This window comes from Nocardia otitidiscaviarum (assembly GCF_007362295.1).
GTDB lineage: Bacteria > Actinomycetota > Actinomycetes > Mycobacteriales > Mycobacteriaceae > Nocardia > Nocardia otitidiscaviarum.
In genome coordinates this window covers 111,871-127,502 of the sequence record NZ_CP041695.1, presented here as the reverse complement: position 1 = coordinate 127,502, position 15,632 = coordinate 111,871, and the positions used below count along the sequence as shown (strand labels likewise).

At 67.6% G+C, this 15,632-nt stretch carries 15 protein-coding genes; 5 read left to right on the top strand and 10 right to left on the bottom strand.

Annotated features, from left to right (window positions below):
• Window positions 1–538 precede the first annotated feature (538 nt).
• Both FOH10_RS00680 and mftF read right to left on the bottom strand, forming a co-directional pair.
• Complete coding sequence (locus FOH10_RS00680; RefSeq protein ID WP_039817442.1) at window positions 539–1,906, bottom strand: GAF domain-containing protein; 1,368 nt, start codon at window positions 1,904–1,906, stop codon at window positions 539–541.
• Between the two features lie 188 nt (window positions 1,907–2,094).
• Window positions 2,095–3,495, bottom strand: a complete 1,401-nt coding sequence (gene mftF, locus FOH10_RS00675; RefSeq protein WP_143979217.1) for a mycofactocin biosynthesis glycosyltransferase MftF — start codon at window positions 3,493–3,495, stop codon at window positions 2,095–2,097.
• Window positions 3,496–3,691: 196 nt separating this feature from the next.
• Between mftF and mftR2 the strand changes: the two genes are divergently transcribed.
• Window positions 3,692–4,318, top strand: a complete 627-nt coding sequence (mftR2, locus tag FOH10_RS00670; RefSeq protein WP_051037764.1) for a mycofactocin system transcriptional regulator MftR2 — start codon at window positions 3,692–3,694, stop codon at window positions 4,316–4,318.
• A gap of 52 nt (window positions 4,319–4,370) precedes the next feature.
• Window positions 4,371–5,429, top strand: coding sequence for a ferredoxin--NADP reductase (locus FOH10_RS00665; RefSeq protein WP_143979216.1), 1,059 nt, complete (start codon window positions 4,371–4,373; stop codon window positions 5,427–5,429).
• 83 nt (window positions 5,430–5,512) lie between these two features.
• On the opposite strand, the gene FOH10_RS00660 is transcribed toward FOH10_RS00665, so the two are convergent.
• The 4 genes from FOH10_RS00660 to FOH10_RS00645 form a co-directional block, all read right to left on the bottom strand.
• Window positions 5,513–6,250 carry a DNA alkylation repair protein gene (locus FOH10_RS00660; protein ID WP_143979215.1) on the bottom strand — a complete coding sequence of 246 codons (738 nt, stop codon included), beginning with the start codon at window positions 6,248–6,250 and terminating at the stop codon, window positions 5,513–5,515.
• Window positions 6,251–6,540: 290 nt separating this feature from the next.
• Entirely contained in the window at window positions 6,541–7,569 is a 1,029-nt protein-coding gene (locus FOH10_RS00655) for a hypothetical protein (protein ID WP_143979214.1), read from the bottom strand.
• A 101-nt stretch (window positions 7,570–7,670) separates the two neighbouring features.
• Window positions 7,671–8,291: a TetR/AcrR family transcriptional regulator gene (locus FOH10_RS00650; protein WP_029933061.1), complete on the bottom strand. Its 621-nt coding sequence runs from the start codon at window positions 8,289–8,291 to the stop codon at window positions 7,671–7,673.
• Between the two features lie 5 nt (window positions 8,292–8,296).
• Entirely contained in the window at window positions 8,297–8,644 is a 348-nt protein-coding gene (locus FOH10_RS00645; protein ID WP_029933060.1) for an SPW repeat protein, read from the bottom strand.
• Window positions 8,645–8,803: 159 nt separating this feature from the next.
• Between FOH10_RS00645 and FOH10_RS00640 the strand changes: the two genes are divergently transcribed.
• The 3 genes from FOH10_RS00640 to FOH10_RS00630 all read left to right on the top strand — a co-directional run bounded on the left by FOH10_RS00640 (window position 8,804) and on the right by FOH10_RS00630 (window position 11,119).
• The gene (locus FOH10_RS00640) at window positions 8,804–9,985 is read left to right on the top strand and encodes an NAD(P)/FAD-dependent oxidoreductase (RefSeq protein WP_186000667.1); all 1,182 of its coding nucleotides are present in this window, start codon (window positions 8,804–8,806) and stop codon (window positions 9,983–9,985) included.
• Window positions 9,986–10,054: 69 nt separating this feature from the next.
• On the top strand, window positions 10,055–10,831 hold the full coding sequence (locus FOH10_RS00635) for a glutamate racemase (RefSeq protein WP_143979213.1): 777 nt from the start codon (window positions 10,055–10,057) through the stop codon (window positions 10,829–10,831).
• A gap of 66 nt (window positions 10,832–10,897) precedes the next feature.
• Window positions 10,898–11,119 carry a hypothetical protein gene (locus FOH10_RS00630; protein WP_039817449.1) on the top strand — a complete coding sequence of 74 codons (222 nt, stop codon included), beginning with the start codon at window positions 10,898–10,900 and terminating at the stop codon, window positions 11,117–11,119.
• Window positions 11,120–11,197: 78 nt separating this feature from the next.
• Here FOH10_RS00630 and tuf read toward each other — a convergent pair whose 3' ends face one another.
• The 4 genes from tuf to rpsL all read right to left on the bottom strand — a co-directional run bounded on the left by tuf (window position 11,198) and on the right by rpsL (window position 15,599).
• On the bottom strand, window positions 11,198–12,388 hold the full coding sequence (gene tuf / locus FOH10_RS00625; RefSeq protein WP_029933056.1) for an elongation factor Tu: 1,191 nt from the start codon (window positions 12,386–12,388) through the stop codon (window positions 11,198–11,200).
• Window positions 12,389–12,505: 117 nt separating this feature from the next.
• Entirely contained in the window at window positions 12,506–14,608 is a 2,103-nt protein-coding gene (gene fusA, locus FOH10_RS00620; RefSeq protein ID WP_039817451.1) for an elongation factor G, read from the bottom strand.
• A gap of 144 nt (window positions 14,609–14,752) precedes the next feature.
• The gene (rpsG, locus tag FOH10_RS00615) at window positions 14,753–15,223 is read right to left on the bottom strand and encodes a 30S ribosomal protein S7 (RefSeq protein WP_014353063.1); all 471 of its coding nucleotides are present in this window, start codon (window positions 15,221–15,223) and stop codon (window positions 14,753–14,755) included.
• 1 nt (window position 15,224) lies between these two features.
• The gene (gene rpsL, locus FOH10_RS00610; RefSeq protein ID WP_011211612.1) at window positions 15,225–15,599 is read right to left on the bottom strand and encodes a 30S ribosomal protein S12; all 375 of its coding nucleotides are present in this window, start codon (window positions 15,597–15,599) and stop codon (window positions 15,225–15,227) included.
• Window positions 15,600–15,632: the final 33 nt, after the last annotated feature.

The following is a 15,632-nucleotide window of genomic DNA, read 5'->3' as shown; positions in this document are numbered from 1 at the left end:
CAGAGCCTCCTCGATATGACGAATCAACAAGCGGCGAAACGCTTTTCAGGCAGCACAAATCAGGCCCGAGCACCGTCTGCGCGATGCCCGTGCCGCGGAACCACCACGGGAATTCGACGAATGCGCGCCACCCCGCCCACGGGGTGCCACACGCGTGATCTGCTGCGGACTTCCCGGCCGCACGAAAGAGATCCTCTGCCCTCGGATCGGCGGCCGGAACGCGGGTGCGAGGCGGGCCGAAACCATGTGGAGCCCGGGCGCTTCCCGCATCTGGATCTACTGCTCTAGCTCTTCCTCCAACTCACGCGACCACGGGTGGACACTGTCCAAAAGTGGCCGCACTGTCACCTGCGTCACATGGATGCGGTCCATGTATGGCGAAGACTAGGCGTTTACAGAATAAAACGGAACTTTTTCCGGAAAAAAAGTTGGACGAGCGTCTAGTTGGCTCACGGGAGAACGCGGCGGCCACCGCGAATGTGGGTGCCGCCACACTGCGGTCGTCAGATGTGACTGACCGCGCTTTCGGATGTGGAGACTAGGAGCCGAAACGTTGCATCTGCGTTGCATCGGCGCCCATACGCCGATCGAGAACGCGAATCTTGGCTTCTATCTGCGAATACAAGGGAGAGTCCCGGTCAACGGTAGCGCGATAGGCGACCCAGGCCGCCGCGTCGTCACGCCCCTCCGCGCCCGCGGTCCATCTGCTGAGCACGGTCGTATCCCCGGAACGCAGCACGGCGGTGCGCAACCGCACGCGCAACTCATCGCGAATGTCTATGACTCCCGGGGCGGTCGAACGCGGCAGAACCGGCCCCGAATAGAGCCGAACGGCGGCCTCCACGTCACCGGAATCCAGCGCGGCGCGCAGCGCCTCCACATCCGTGGCGATAGGCACCAGCAATCGATAGGGACGCGAACCGAAGACCTTGGAACCCACCACCGAACGCAGTCGCGACACCGCGGCGCGGATGGTGGCGTTGTCCAGATCGGCGTCGTCCAGCAACAGCGCGAGATGGTCCGCGCTCAGCCCCTCGGTGTGTTCGGCGAGCAGCAGCAGGATCTCGGCATGCCGCTGCGACAACGGAACTCGCTCCCCCGCCACGGTCAGCTGCGGCTGCCCGAGCCCGAGCACCTCCAGACCGAGGCGTTCCGGCGCGGGCGGGTGCAGCGCATCGGCGGGATGGCGCACCTGCTGATCCCGGCCGGAGCGCACCGCCGCCAGCAGCAGATCCATTTCCGCGGCGGTGGCGGCGGCCTTCACCAGCGCGAGGATCTCCGGGCGCGCCACCCGCACCCCGCCCGCGATCATGAGCACGCCGACCAGGCGGCCGTCCGGATCGTGAACGGGCGCGGCGGCTCCGGTGATCTGATGCATGCGGTGCAGGAAATGTTCGGGCCCGTGGATCCAGGCCGCGCGGCCGGTGCGCACCACCAGGCCCACCGCATTGGTGCCGACCCGGCGCTCGGACAGGTCGTTGCCCTCCCGCAATCCGGCCTCGGCCGCGGCGCTCACCCGATCGGGCGTGCCGTGCACCGACAGCACCCGGCCGAACTGATCGGCCACCACCACGATGAGCCCGGTGCCGGTGGCGTCGCGCAGCAGCAGTTTGTCCACCAGCGGCATCACCGCGGCGATCGCGTGATTGTCCCGATACCGTTGCAGGTCAGCGCCTCTCAGGCCGCGCCCGTCACCATCGTCCATGGGATCGACGCCGCCGCGCAGGCTGCGCAGCCAGGATTCCAGGACCATCGGCCGCAGCAGACCCGCCAACTGACCCAGTTGTTCGGGGCCGACGCTCAGATAGCCGTGGGCCTGTGCGGCATAGGCTTCGAGCGCACCCAGCTGTGAGCCCGATTCGGCGCCGTGCTGGGAGGGGCTCCCACCTGCGATGTTGCTGACCATTTGCCTTTCCCTTCGGGCACAAACTGTACCGACGAAGGAGTGGATACAACCCGGAAGCAGGTTCTTTGTCCGGCAGGTCACACCGTGACAGCACCCTCGCAAAATGTGAGATGTGTCTATTTATCTTTAATTCGGGTTTGTTCTTCGTGGCCGACGCCCCGGCGCGAGGTTGCGGGAAGGACGCCGGTTCAGTGCGGCGGCAGCGTCGGGCGCAGGGCCACCGCGGACCGCGCGCGGGCCGCTCCCCACCACAGGCCGGTGCCGTGTGCGACGTCGTCCAGACGTTTGCAGGCCAGATAGCGCACCGGGTCCAAGCCGCCCGGTTCGCGATGGGTGAACCAGTCCGCCAGGCCGTCGGCCATCGCCATGGTGAACGCGATGCGGCGAATGCGACGCGACAGCACCATGCTCAGCACGGTGACGGGCCAGTAGTGGCGGCACAGCGCCGACGCCAGCCGCCACAGCCCCGCGGAGAAGCCGCGCGCCAGATAGATGGCCGAGACCCGGGTGGGATTGTCGAGTTCGGCGAAGACACGGCGCAGCCGGGCCAGGGTGGCGCACAGGGTGAGCAGGCCGCAGAACACGCCCGAACGGGTGAGGGTGGCGAACAGCAGGGCGGCCACCGCGGTCCACAGCGGCACCGCCAGCGGCGCCGCCATCCCGGGATGGCGCTGCCCCAACGGCGCCACACCGGCACCTTCGGAGACCTTGTGCGCGAACCACTTTCGCAACGATACCGGGCACTCGTGCGCCACTCGCGCGGCGGGCTCGTAGCGCAGCCGCCAGCCCGCGCGCTCCAGCCGCCAGCACAGGTCGATATCCGCGCCCGCGGTCATGGTCTCGTCGAATCCGCCCGCACGCGTCAGGGCGTCACGGCGCACCAGCAGTGCGGTGCCCGGGACATAGGGCACCGGGCCGCGCGAGCGCACCGCGGACTCGCGGCGGCCACGCTCCAGCGACGCGCGCATGTGCTCGTAGCGGGCCAGCACCGTGGAATCCGGGTCCATGGCCAGCAGGCGCGGGGCGACCAGGGCCACCTTGGGATCGCTGAAGTGACCGAGCATGACCTCCAGCCAGCCGCTGCGCGGCACCACGTCCGACTCCAGGAACGCCACGAATTCGGTTGTGGCGGCCCGCAATCCCAGATTGCGCGCGGCGGCGGCGCCGCGGCGGCGATCCGAGCGCAGCACCGTCACCCGACGGCGGGTACCGCGTGCGGGCGGAATGCGGACCGGGCGATCCGAGCCGTCGTCCACCACGATCACCGAATGCCCGCGCAGCGCCGAGAGCAGCCGCTCCAACCCGGCGGCGTCGTTGTGCAGCGGCACGATCACGGTGACGTCCTCCGGCGAGGGCAGCAATCGCGGGCGCGGATTACCGACACCGGAATCGAGCAGGCGTCTGGCCACCCGGGCCGAGAGCGGATCGGTCACCTCGAGGTAGCCGTCGCCGATCCGGGCCGCAGCCTCCGGCGCGAGCCGCAGCAACCCGGTCGGCGAGCCACCGACCAGGAAACGTCCACCGGAGTAAGTGCGCACCCTGGGATCGATTCGCACCCCGAAACCATCGGGAAGTCGATCATGGCGCATTCCAGAGATGCTAGGTCAGCACATAGGCGGCAAACGGGATCGGCACGCCGCTCCCGAAGACCCGTGCCCGGACCGGAACGTGGCGGGACCACCGGCGCAGCGCGCGCTCTAGACTGCGTGGAACAACAGCAGCGCAGGTAGTAGGGACGGCCGTCGCCGTACCCGCAATGGTCGAGGTGGCATGGGAGTCGGACGTATGCAGTCGAGTGGGGGCGGCAACACTCTGTCGGAGTCCGAGATCGTCGAGGCCGCCCTTCGGGTGGTCCGGCAGGACGGCGTGGAGAAGCTCTCCATGCGCCGCCTGTCCCGCGAACTCGGGGTGTCCCCGATGGCTCCGTACTACTACGTGGCGGACAAGCGCGAGCTACTCGACCTGGTCGCCACCGCCGCCCTCACCGGCGTGCGCAAGCCGCCGCCCGACGCCGGGCCGTGGCAGCGACGGCTGCGCGATCTCATCGACCAGATCGACGAGAAGCTGCGCAAACATCCCGGCCTCGGCGACGTGCTGATCGAACAGATGCTGGGCAAGCAGCTCGATCTCATCGCGGCGCTGATGGAGATCCTGTTCGAGGCCGGGTTCAGCGATCGCAATGTGCTCTCCGGCTACGCGACCATCCATACCTACCTGTTCGGCCGGGGTCGGGTGAATCCGCGCGACCGCTCGGCGCTGCACGACGACCGGGCGCTGCCGGAGGCGGTGGAACGGGCCACCAAGCATTTATCGGACCTGCGTGGGAAGTACTCCTACGACTTCGGAATGGACGTACTGATCGCCGGGCTCGAGGCCCAGCTTGTCCGGCAGCGGGACGGCCACGTAGTATGAAACTAGAACACGTTCTAGTTTGGCCACACAGCGCCGGGTTCGAGAGGACACTATGACCACCGTCGACGTACCGCACAGCTCGCGATCGGCCGTGCTGCGGGTCTCCGCGGTCATCCAGGAGACGGCCGATTCCTGCTCGCTGGTCTTCGACGTTCCCGCCGAACTGCGCGAACGTTTCACCTACCAGCCGGGGCAGTTCCTGACACTGCGCATTCCCAGCGACCTCACCGGGTCGGTGGCGCGCTGCTACTCGCTGGCGAGTTCACCGCACACCGACGACGCGCCCAAGGTGACCGTCAAGCGCACCGCGGACGGATACGCCTCGAACTGGGTGTGCGACAACGTGAAAGCGGGCGACACCCTCGAAGTACTGCCGCCCTCGGGTGTTTTCACACCCAAGAACCTCGACGAGGACCTACTGCTCTTCGCCGCCGGGTCCGGCATCACACCGGTCATGTCGATCCTGAAATCGGCTCTGGCACGGGGCAATTCGCGCGTCGTACTGGTGTACGCCAACCGCGACCACGACAATGTGATCTTCGCCGACGAACTGCGCGAACTCGCCGACAAGAACCCGCAGCGGCTGGTGGTCGTGCACTGGCTGGAACAGCTGCAGGGTCTGCCCACCGCCGACGCGCTCGCCACCCTGACCCGGCCCTACACCGAGTTCAGCACCTTCATGTGCGGTCCCAAGCCGTTCATGGACCGGGTGCACGACGCCCTCGCCCAACTCGGGGTGCCGCGCAACCGCACCCACGCGGAGGTCTTCAACTCGCTGTCGGGCGATCCGTTCGCCGATGTCGCCCCCGCCGAGATCAGTGCGGAGGAGGCCGCCGACGCCGCCGCCAGCGTGGAGGTGGAACTCGACGGCGAGACCCACGAGATGAACTGGCCGCGCAGCCAGACCCTGGTGGACATCATGCTCGCCAAGGGCCTGGACGTGCCCTACTCCTGCCTCGAGGGCGAATGCGGATCATGCGCCTGCACCGTGCTCGAGGGCACCGTGGAGATGGAGAACGCGGAGATCCTCGATCCCGAGGACATCGCCAACGGCTACATCCTCGGCTGCCAGGCCCGCCCGGTCACCGATCACCTCAAGATCCAGTTCTGATCAGCCCCCGGGGTTCGACCCGACAACCACACACACCCACTGGAGGTTCGGCGGCCGGGGGGTGAGTTCGAGGCGGGCGGCCGTCAGCGCTGCGATCGGTATTGCGCGCGCTGGTCGGCGGTGAGGTGTTCGGTGGCGTAACTCAGTGCGGTGCGGCCCATGTCGGCGGCGTGGGCCTCCAGGAAGTCGATGAGGGCGGTCGGGTCCACTCGTTTGCCGACCTCCCGCAGCATCCACCCGGCGGCCTTCTGGATCAGGTCGCGGCGGTCGGACAGCACGCGCTCGCACAGCGCCAGCGTCGTGCTCGCATCGCCCGCCTTGATGAAGGCGAAGGTGGTCAGCAGCGCGATCCGCCGCTCCCACAGCGAATCCGACGCCGCCAGTTCGTACAGCGGATCGCGGGGCTGCTCCAACAACCACGGGCCGAGGATGTGCTCGGCCGACACGTCGACCAGATCCCAATTGTTGATCCGCCCCCGCCGCATCGCGGCCAGATACAGTTCGACGATCGCGCGCTGCTCCTCGGCACTGCCCGTGCGCACCCGCGATGCCTTCGCCATCCGCGCGTTCAGGATCACCAGGGCCGCCAGCCGGTGCTCGTGCACCTCGCTGTCCAGCAGCCGGTCGATCTCCGAAAGCGGCAGTCCCCCGAACTGTTTCGCGACCTTGCGGGTCTGCGGCACCCGCACCCCGATGAAGACGTCACCCTCCCCGTACTCCCCCGGCCCGCACTTGAAGAACCGCCGCAGGTGCGCCGCATCCGCGGGATCGGCGACCTCCGCCAGCGCTGTCCGCACCGCTTCCGCCGTCAATGCGCCCATATCCGGATGGTACGACCATCGGATCCGGCATTCGTCGCGCCATGCGGACACGCGGTCCAGGCGGCGGGTGTGCTCAGGCGGCATGCGCGGATCAGCCGCAGTGACGGCCCCTGGGAGTCGATATAGGCGGCGTTGCGGGCTTCGACGCTCTTGCCGGTCGGAGCAATGCGCATCGACCTGCTGCGCCCGACAGCGGCGGCCCCGGCGACCGAAGCGCGGTGGCGGCAACCTCCCGAATCGGCGTGCACTGCCGTCCCGGCGAGGTGCAGTTGGCGACGGGTCGACCTGCGCTAGTGCCTGCCCGTACCCTCCGACGCGGCCTGTAACAGCGCCTCAGCGAAATTTCGCATCTGGTCCGCCCCTCCGTACCAGGCGGAGACGAGTTCCACGGCGGCCGCGCGGGTGCGGTGGGCGGCGCGAGCCAGTTCGGCGACGGTGATCTCACCGGACTCGGCCTTGGTCGCAGCGGTGTCGAGTTCATGGCTGGCCAGCAATAGCCGCATGACGTGCTGTGGCTCCACGGTCGCGCCGGAAGCCGCGGCTGCCTGACGTTCTCGCGCACGAGTGGGCCGGTCGGCCGGCGGCGGCGCGGAGTGGGAACCACCGGAGGTGGACATATCCCAGGTCCCCGGGGCGGAGGCCGTCGGCACCGTGCCGGATGCCGCGCCCCTGCCGGTACCCGCGGTGAACGCCGAGCCCTCGGAACTCGAAGTGCTACCACTGAACGCCGAATGCCCGCTGGCGGGCGAACCACCGCCGAGCACCGAATCACTGACGCCGGGCGCGCTACCGCCGAACCCAGAATTCCCGGTGGCGGGCGAACCACCGCCGAACGCCGAACCACCGGTGGCAGGCGAACCACCGCCGAGCACCGAATCACCGGTGCCGGGCGCGCTACCGCCGAACCCAGAATTCCCGCTGGCAGACGAACCACCGCCGAACGCCGAACCACCGGTGGCAGGCGAACCACCGCTGTGCGCCGACTGTGCGGTGTCGGGTGTGCCGTTGCCGAAATCCGTGCGCGCGGTCGCGGAGGCGCTGCCGTTGATCGGCGCGAACTCCGAGCGGAAGTCGGCGGGGCGCGAATTCTGCTGGGCGGATTCGGGTTCGGCGGTGCGGTGGCTGCCGGAGTTGCTCCACTGCGCGGGGGCCTCGGGCGGGCTCAGGCGTCCGAGCGCGGCGTGTCCGCCGGTGTCCACGCCGGTCAGCGTCGAATTCGCCGCATACCGTGAGTCCGAGGCATCGGGGTTGGTCAGGCGGTAGTTCTCGGACCGGGAGGTCAGCGTGTGCCCCAGGTCGGAGGTGTAGTCGGCATCCATGGCCGACATTCTTACCGGGCCGTCGTGAACCCCGCGCTCCGGGGCTGAGACGAATCCGTTTTGCGAACAACAATTTTGGGGATGGAATGGATATCGCCAGTTCAGCCCAACTGGGTCATACCGGCCGCCACCACCTGTGCCACATTGAGCACTTCCTCGGCGGTCGGCAGCGTCATACCGTCCAGCGCGTGCAGGCGGTCGGTACTGGCGATGGCGAACATGGCCGACACCCAGGCCGCCGCGCAGGCGCGCAGCGTTCCGGGTTTGACCGGTCCGGGCGCGCTGGCCTGCAATACCCGGGCGGTCACGTCCAACAGCTGATCGCGCATGGAGCGCAACTGCTTACGGACGTCCGGATGGGTATCGGCCTCGCGCCACATGATCACGCGGAGCACAGAGGAGTGGTGGTCGCGCAGGTTCAGCGCGGCATCCAAGTTCACCAGGCTGGTGGCCGGATCGCCGGGGGCGATGACCGCGGCGATGTCCTCGATCGGCCGGGCGGGCACCCGTTCGGTCATCAAGGCGGTGAGTATCGCTTCCTTCGTGGGGAAGTAGTAGAAGACGAGACCCTTGGGTACACCCGCGGCCGCGGCGATGGCGGCGGTGGGGGTCGCGTCGAAGCCCTGTGCCGCGAACAGCTTTTCGGCGGCATCCAGGATGAGCTGACGGGCGTCGCCGTCGACCTTGCGGCTGCGGCGACGCCCCGCTCGCGGTTCAGGCATGTGTATCAGTGTGCCGTATGCATGCGTCCCGCGACCTGTGGAAGCGCCGCCAAGGCGACCACGACGGTCAATACGCCCACGATCCACGCCGTCCACGACGCGTTGGTGTAGGAGCTGAAGTTCATCACCCACGGGGAGAGGAACAGCAGCGCGCCCAGCACGGCCATGGCGTAGTCGGCGGTGGCGCCGGCGACCTTGGCGAGCTGCGCCAGGCCGGTGGCGGCGATCAGGACGCCGAGGACGATCAACGTCCACATCGCCCGGTTGCTGGTATCCACCCAGATGGGCGACAGGGCGGCGATGGCGCCGAGGACGACGGCTACCGCGTCCTGTGCACGGCTGTCGGTGAACATGGTGTGCCTCCTTCAAGGCTTCGGTTTATCCTCCTTTCGTTCTATTCCTGATTGACCGCCCGATCAATAAATGCGCGGATACGATTCGGGAGCGATATGGCTGTGGTGCACGGCACAACCGATCCCCGGGAGTGACTCGAAGAGGTTAGGGTTGCCTCTATGTCACACTCGGTGGAACACGTTCTAATCGTTGGCGCGGGGCTGGCCGGGCTCCGGACGGCCGAAGAACTGCGCCGAGCGGGTTTCGCGGGTGCACTCACCCTCGTCGGCGACGAGGACCGCGCACCCTACGACCGGCCGCCGCTGTCCAAGCAGTTCGTGCGCGGCCAGACCGACGACACCGCGCTGCGGCCCGCCGAGTTCTACGCCGAACAGCGCATCGACCTGCGGCTGGGCACCGCCGTGACCGGAGTGGACACCGCGGCGCGGCAGGTGCGGCTGGCCGACGGCTCGACCCGCGGCTACGACCAGCTCGTCATCGCCACCGGCCTGCGTCCCCGGCGGATTCCGGGACTGCCCGAGGCGACGGGGGTGCACGTACTGCGATCGCACGCCGACGCGGTCCGACTGCGCGCCCACCTCGCCGACGCGCGCCAGGCCGTGGTGGTGGGCGGCGGGTTCATCGGGTGCGAACTGGCCGCCAGCTTCCGCGCCCACGGCGTGCCGGTCACGCTGGTGGAACCGCAGCCCACACCACTGGCCGCCGCACTCGGCACCGAGGTCGGCGCGCTGGTGGCGCGGACACATCGGGCCGAGGGTGTGGACGTGCGCTGCGGAATCGGAGTCGAGGGTCTGAACGTCGACGGCGAGACCGTACGCGGCGTACGGCTCAGCGACGGGACCGCCATCGACGCCGATCTGGTGGTCGTCGGCGTCGGCTCGATTCCGGCGACGGACTGGCTCGCCGAATCCGGTATCCCGCTCGCCGAACCCGCCGCGGGTGGCGGCATCGTCTGCGACGAGACCGGCCGGACCGCCGTGGACGGGATCTGGGCCGTGGGCGACGTGGCCGCCTGGCCGCACCGGAGCGGGCGCAACCGGCGCGTCGAGCACTGGACCAATGCCGGAGAGCAGGCCAAGACACTGGCCTGCGCACTGCTGGGTGCCGAACCGCCCGGTCCGCAGGTGCCGTATGTGTGGAGCGATCAGTACGACCTGAAAATTCAGGTGCTCGGTCTACCCGCACTGGCCGACGAGGTCCGGATCGTCGAGGATCAGGGCCGCAAATTCCTCGCGCACTACTTCCGGAACGGCGACCTGGTGGCCGTGGTCGGGGCGGGCATGACGGGCAAGGTCATGAAGATGCGCGCAAGGCTCGCCGACACCCAGCCCGTGGGCTGAGTACCGGATTCGTCCTGTTCGCCGGACGCGATTCGCACCGCCCGCACCGCATTCATTACCGTGGCAGGGGTGATCGTCGCGCTCATCGATTCGGGCCTGGGCATGCTGCCCACGGGTGCGTGGTTGCGGAAGCTGCGGCCCGACCTGGATCTGCTGCTGCAGATGGATCCCGACGGGGCCCCGTGGGGTCCCAAGCCCGAGCAGTGGGTCATCGACCGGGTGCTCGACACCGCGCGTACCTCCTTGCGCGAGGGCGCGGAAGTCATTGTGCTGCCCTGTAATACGGCCAGCGTGACGGCGCTGGAACACGTGCGCGCCGAAGTCGGCCCCGAGGTGCCGGTGATCGGCACCGTCCCGGCCATCAAACCCGCCGCCGCGGTCTGTTCTAAGGTGGCGGTCTGGGCTACCGCCGCCACCACGGCCAGCGCCTACCAAGCCGATCTCATCGCCCGTTTCGGCGGGAACGCCGAGGTCACGGGCGTGGCCTGCCACGGGCTGGCCGACGCCATCGACCGCGGCGACCTGGCCGCCATCGAACGCGCCATCGCCAGCGCCGCCGAGCGCACCCCGACAGGCACCGAGGGCATCGTGCTCGGCTGCACCCACTACCCGCTCGTCCTCGACGCCATCCTCGCCGCCCTCCCCCGCGGTGTGCGCATCTTCGACAGCGCCGAGGCCGTCGCGGGCCAAACCCTGCGCCGCATGGACGCCCTCGGCCGCCCCACCGCGGGCACCGCCACCGTCCGCGTTCTCACCAGCGGCCGCCCCGGCGAACTCCCGCCCGCCGCAGCGACTTTCGACTCCGGCCGCATCCTCGGCGCGGTCCACGCTCCGCTGCCGAGTTAGCCACCCGAGTCCCTTACCCGGTACCGCACACCGTTTGACCGGCCCGGCAGCGGGCAGATCTGCGGCATGAGCACCGAAGAGGAGCGGCGGATTCGGGAGGAATCCGCGCAACAGGACGAGCGGCCGATCATTCCGGAGCCGGAGGTCGAGGACAAACACCGGCAACGGGCCGCCGAGATCGCGGAAGCCTACGAGGACGACCGACCCACCACCGTGCTACCCGGCTCCGACGGCATGGTCTCGGGCACCGTCGTCTCCGACTGGGTGGACGAGGACGACCGCCCCTGAACGCCCGACGACAGAACCGGAAAACGCAAACGGCGCCGCCCCTTTCGGAGCGACGCCGTCTACCGGTGATTCAGCGAATCACTTGATGATCTTGGTGACGCGACCGGCACCGACGGTGCGGCCACCCTCACGGATCGCGAAGCGCAGGCCCTCTTCCATGGCGATCGGCTGGATGAGCTTGACGCTCATCTCGGTGTTGTCGCCCGGCATGACCATCTCGGTGCCCTCGGGGAGGGTCACGACGCCGGTCACGTCGGTGGTGCGGAAGTAGAACTGCGGGCGGTAGTTGTTGAAGAACGGGGTGTGGCGGCCGCCCTCGTCCTTCGACAGGATGTACGCCTGGCCCTCGAACTCGGTGTGCGGGGTGGTGGTGCCCGGCTTGATGACGACCTGGCCGCGCTCCACGTCCTCGCGCTTGATACCGCGGACCAGCAGACCGACGTTGTCGCCCGCCTGGCCCTGGTCGAGCAGCTTGCGGAACATCTCGATGCCCGTGATGGTGGTCTTGGTCGACTTCTCGCGGATGCCGACGATCTCGACTTCCTCGTTCACGTTGATGATGCCGCGCTCGACGCGACCGGTCACCACGGTGCCACGACCGGTGATGGTGAAGACGTCCTCGATCGGCATCAGGAACGGCTTGTCGGTCTCACGGACCGGGTCCGGGATCGACTCGTCGACGGCGTTCATCAGGTCCATGACGGACTGCGCCCACTTCTCGTCGCCCTCGAGCGCCTTCAGGCCCGAGACGCGGACGACCGGGGCGTCCTCGTCGAACTCCTGCGAGGCCAGCAGCTCGCGGACCTCCATCTCGACGAGCTCGAGGATTTCCTCGTCGTCGACCATGTCGGCCTTGTTCAGCGCGACCAGGATGTAGGGCACGCCGACCTGACGGGCGAGCAGCACGTGCTCACGGGTCTGCGGCATCGGGCCGTCGGTGGCCGCCACGACCAGGATCGCGCCGTCCATCTGGGCGGCACCGGTGATCATGTTCTTGATGTAGTCGGCGTGACCGGGGGCGTCCACGTGGGCGTAGTGCCGCTTCTCGGTCTGGTACTCGACGTGGGAGATGTTGATCGTGATACCACGAGCCTTCTCCTCCGGAGCCTTGTCGATCTGGTCGAACGCGAAGCTCTGGTTCAGGTCCGGGTACTTGTCGTGCAGCACCTTGGTGATGGCCGCCGTCAGCGTGGTCTTGCCGTGGTCGACGTGACCGATGGTGCCGATGTTGACGTGGGGCTTCGTCCGCTCGAACTTCGCCTTCGCCACTGTTGTCCTCCTGGACTAGTAGTGCGTTGCTTTGCAGCAGTGCGTTGTTTTTCTTACAGGGGGTCGTTCAGCCGACCGACTCGGGGCGGATACTCGCGAATCCGCCCCAGCAGCGAACTACTCGCCGGTCGCCTTGGCGATGATCTCCTTCGACACGTTGGCCGGAACCTCCGCGTACGAATCGAACACCATGGAGAAGTTGGCCCGGCCCTGGGTCTTCGACCGCAGGTCACCGATGTAGCCGAACATCTCCGAGAGCGGAACCAGCGCCTTGACGACACGGGCACCACTGCGTTCCTCCATGGCCTGGATCTGGCCACGGCGGGAGTTCAGGTCGCCGATCACTTCGCCCATGTAGTCCTCGGGCGTGGTGACCTCGACAGCCATCATGGGCTCGAGGATCACCGGACCGGCCTTGCGGGCCGCTTCCTTGAGGGCCTGCGCACCCGCGATCTTGAACGCCATTTCCGACGAGTCGACCTCGTGGTAAGCGCCGTCCAGCAGCAGGGCCTTGACGTTGACCAGCGGGAAGCCGGCGAGCACACCGTACTGCATGGCGTCCTGGATACCGGCGTCGACCGACGGGATGTACTCGCGCGGAACGCGGCCACCGGTGACCTTGTTCTCGAACTCGTAGGTCGCGCCGTCCTCACCCGTGAAGGGCTCCAGGCCGATGATGACCCGGGCGAACTGACCCGAACCACCGGTCTGCTTCTTGTGGGTGTACTCGTGCTTCTCGACCGGCTTGGTGATGGTCTCGCGGTAGGCCACCTGCGGCTTGCCGATATTCGCCTCGACCTTGAATTCGCGCTTCATGCGGTCGACGTAGATATCGAGCTGGAGCTCGCCCATGCCGCCGATGACGGTCTGGCCGGTCTCCTGATCCAGCTTCACGTTGAAGGTGGGGTCCTCCTCCGCGAACTTCTGGATGGCGGTGCCCAGCTTCTCCTGGTCGGCCTTGGTCTTCGGCTCGATGGCCACCTCGATGACCGGATCCGGGAAGGTCATGGACTCCAGCACGATCTGGTTCTGCGGATCGCACAGGGTGTCGCCGGTCGTGGTGTCCTTCAGACCGATGACCGCGTAGATGTGGCCGGCCTGGGCCTCGGTGACCGGGTTCTCCTTGTTGGAGTGCATCTGGAACAGCTTGCCCAGACGCTCCTTCTTGCCCTTGGTCGAGTTGATGACCTGGGCGCCGGAGTCGACCTTGCCCGAGTACACCCGGACGTAGGTCAGCTTGCCGAAGAACGGGTGGGTGGCGACCTTGAACGCCAGCGCGGCGAACGGCTCGGTGACGCTCGCGTCGCGGTGCAGGATCTCCTCTTCCTTGCCCGGGACGTGACCGTCGGTGCCGCCGTCGTCCAGCGGGTTCGGCAGGTAGTCGATCACGGCGTCGAGCATGGGCTGCACGCCCTTGTTCTTGAACGCCGAACCGCACAGCACCGGGTAGAGCTCGGAGTTGACGGTCATCTTGCGAATCGCGCCCTTGATCTCCTCGATGCTGAGCTCCTCGCCGCCGAAGAACTTCTCCAGCAGCGCCTCATCGGACTCGGCGACGGTCTCCAGCAGCTCCTGGCGGTACTGCTCGGCCTTCTCGGCCAGGTCGGCCGGGATCTCGACGACCTCGTACTGCTCGCCGAGCTTGGTCTCGCCCTTCCAGACCTTGGCGTTCATCTCGACCAGGTCGACGACGCCCTCGAAGGTGTCCTCGGCGCCGATCGGCAGCTGCAGGACCAGCGGCTTGGCGCCCAGGCGGTCCTTGATGGTCTGGACGGTGAAGTAGAAGTCCGCGCCCAGCTTGTCCATCTTGTTCACGAAGCAGATGCGCGGCACGTCGTACTTGTCCGCCTGGCGCCACACCTGCTCGGACTGGGGCTCGACACCCTCCTTGCCGTCGAAGACGGCGACGGCACCGTCGAGCACGCGCAGCGAGCGCTCCACCTCGACGGTGAAGTCGACGTGACCCGGGGTGTCGATGATGTTGATCTGGTTGTCTTTCCAGAAACAGGTCGTCGCGGCCGACGTGATGGTGATGCCGCGTTCCTGCTCCTGCGCCATCCAGTCCATGGTGGCGGCGCCGTCGTGCACCTCACCGATCTTGTAGGTGATACCGGTGTAGAAGAGGATGCGTTCGGTGGTCGTCGTCTTACCGGCATCGATGTGGGCCATGATGCCGATGTTGCGGACCTTGTTCAGGTCGGTGAGCACGTCCTGTGCCACGGAAATCTTCCCCGCTCTTAGCTAGTGGGATCTTCGGGTACGACCCTGGCTTTGCTCCGGGTCATCTCTGTCTCAACGTCCGGCGCGACCATGAGGTGCCGCGCCGGACCGTGACTCGACGCCCGGGCATCGCCGGGCACCGAATCACCAGCGGTAGTGCGCGAAGGCCCGGTTGGACTCGGCCATCTTGTGGGTGTCCTCGCGACGCTTCACCGAAGCGCCCAGGCCGTTGCTGGCGTCGAGGAGCTCGTTCGCCAGACGCTCGACCATCGTCTTCTCGCGACGGGCGCGCGAGAAGTTGACCAGCCAGCGCAGCGCCAGGGTGTTGGCGCGGCCCGGACGGACCTCGACCGGCACCTGGTAGGTGGCGCCACCGACGCGGCGGGGCTTGACCTCGAGCGACGGCTTGACGTTGTCCAGCGCGCGCTTGAGGGTCACGACCGGATCGGTGCCGGTCTTCTCGCGAGCCTGCTCGAGGGCACCGTAGACGATGCGCTCGGCGGTCGACTTCTTGCCGTCCAGGAGGATCTTGTTGACCAGCTGGGTCACCAGCGGGGAGCCGTAGACCGGGTCGTTGATCAGCGGACGCTTGGGAGCGGGGCCCTTGCGCGGCATATCAGCTCTTCTCCTTCTTGGCGCCGTAGCGGCTGCGGGCCTGCTTGCGGTTCTTCACACCCTGGGTGTCGAGGGAACCGCGGATGATCTTGTAGCGCACACCCGGGAGGTCCTTCACACGACCGCCACGAACGAGCACCATCGAGTGCTCCTGCAGGTTGTGACCCTCACCGGGGATGTAAGCCGTGACCTCGACCTGGCTGGTCAGGCGAACACGGGCGACCTTGCGGAGCGCCGAGTTCGGCTTCTTCGGGGTCGTGGTGTACACGCGGGTGCACACGCCACGACGCTGCGGGCTCCCCTTGAGGGCCGCAGTCTTGGTCTTGGCGACCTTGTCGCGGCGACCCTTGCGGACCAGCTGGTTGATGGTTGGCATAGACCGGCTTTCCTTATTAGTAACCAGGTGTCT